General features: G+C 71.3%; 1 protein-coding gene. It reads right to left on the reverse strand.

Annotation, left to right across the window (positions count from 1 at the left end; translation table 11 throughout):
• Positions 1–1,511, reverse strand: a 1,511-nt coding sequence (locus tag E4099_RS31700; RefSeq protein WP_245245343.1) for a zinc-binding dehydrogenase, incomplete at its 3' end; no start/stop codon positions are given.
• Positions 1,512–1,824 lie beyond the last annotated feature (313 nt).

Raw genomic sequence — 1,824 nt, forward strand, 5'->3', positions numbered from 1 at the left:
GTGCCGTTGGGGTCGGGGGTGGGGGGGATGGTGAGGGTGAGTTTGCCGGTGTGTCGGGCTTGGCTCATGTGGCGTAGGGCGTGGCGGGTTCTGCTGAGCGGCCAGGCGTCGGTGGGGAGAGGGGGGAGGCCGCCATCGGCGAAGCGAGGGGTGAGTTCGGACAGCATCTGGTGGATCAGCTGCGGCCCGGCATGGGTGATGAGGTCGTAGACGCGGTAGGTGATGTCGGGGTGCTGGGCGGCGATCCGCTGCGGATCCCGGATGTCGGTCTTGCCCATCTCGAGGAAGCGGCCGCCCGGGGCGAGAAGACGCAGCGAGGCGTCGATGAAGGGCCCGGCGAGGCTGTTGAGGACGATGTCGAAGCCGCGTCCACCGGTGGCGGTGCGGAAGACGTCTTCGAAGTCGAGGGTGCGGGAGGAGGCGCGGTGGTCCGCGTCGATGCCCAGGTCCTCGAGGACGTGGTGCTTGTCGGGGTGGGCGGTGGCGTGGATGCGGGCACCCTGCTGCCGCGCGATATGGATGGCCGCCATGCCGACGCCGCCGGTGGCGGTGTGGATGAGGACGTCGTCGCCTGGCCGCAGGCGGGCGATTTCCATCAGTCCGTACCAGGCGGTGAGGTAGGCCACGGGCACCGCGGCCGCTTGGGCGAACGTCCAGCCGTCGGGGATCGCGGCGACCATGCGCGAGTCGGCCACCGCGACCGGCCCGAACGCCCCCTGGAAGACACCCATCACCCTGTCCCCCGGGGCGAAGCCGTCGACGTCCGGGGCGACGTCCAGGACGACACCGGCACCCTCGCCACCGATACCGTTCTGCGCGGGCACCATGCCGAGGCTGATCAGTACGTCTCGGAAGTTGATGCCGGCGGCCCGCACCCCGATACGTACCTGGCCCGGGGCCAGCGGATCCAGTGCCTCGGGGAAGGGCATCGGGGCGACGCTGTCGATGGTCGCGTTATCCGCCATGGTGTCCAGCCGCCAGGCCGGCTCGCCGAGCGGCGTCAGCAGCCTCGAAGCGGTGTCGGTGCGGACCAGGCGGGGAACATGGACACGGCCGCCGCGGACCACCACCTGCGGTTCGTCGGCCCGAATGGCGTACTGGACCGCGTCGGGCACCTCGTCGGCCCCTGGGTGGGCCGGGGACTTGGCACCCGCCACCTCGTCGGGCTCCAGGTGGGCCCGGGTCCCGGCGTCGGGCTCCGGCTCGGCTTCGAGTTCGGCCTCGACATCGACCAGTACGAACCGGCCCGGGTGCTCCAGCTGGGCGCTGCGGACCAGCCCCCACACCGCGGCGCCGGCGGTGTCCACCATGCCGCGAGCAGAACCCCGGGCACCGGCTGCGGCCCCGACCGCACCCCTTGCCGAATCTGCGGTCTCTTCCACCACGACCGCGCCATGGGTCACGATCACCAGCCGGGCATCAGCCCACCGCGGTTCCGTCACCCAGCCCTGCACCAGGGCCAGCATGGACTGGACGGTGTCCAGTGCCGCGTCCGCGTCGACATCGTCCACCCCGGGGCGGTGGCGAGCCGACGGCACATCGACCAGCACCACCGGAGGCACCGCGCTGCCGGCGTCGACCGCTGTCAGCAGGGCATCCAGGCTGGGATATGAAGCGGCAGCCGCTGTACACGGTCGGTCCGCACCCAGCTCGACCCACTCCGACACCGGTGAAGGCGGCACCGACCCGTCGTCCACTGCCGACCCCGGCACCCAGTCCAGGGTGAAGAGCCCCTCCGGTGCCTGCTGATGAGCGGCACGTAGTTGGGTGGGGGTGGTGGCTCGGGTGGTGATGGTTTGGGCGGTGAGGATGGTCTGTCTCTGA

The organism is Streptomyces palmae, from assembly GCF_004684805.1.
In the GTDB taxonomy this organism is placed as follows: domain Bacteria; phylum Actinomycetota; class Actinomycetes; order Streptomycetales; family Streptomycetaceae; genus Streptomyces; species Streptomyces palmae.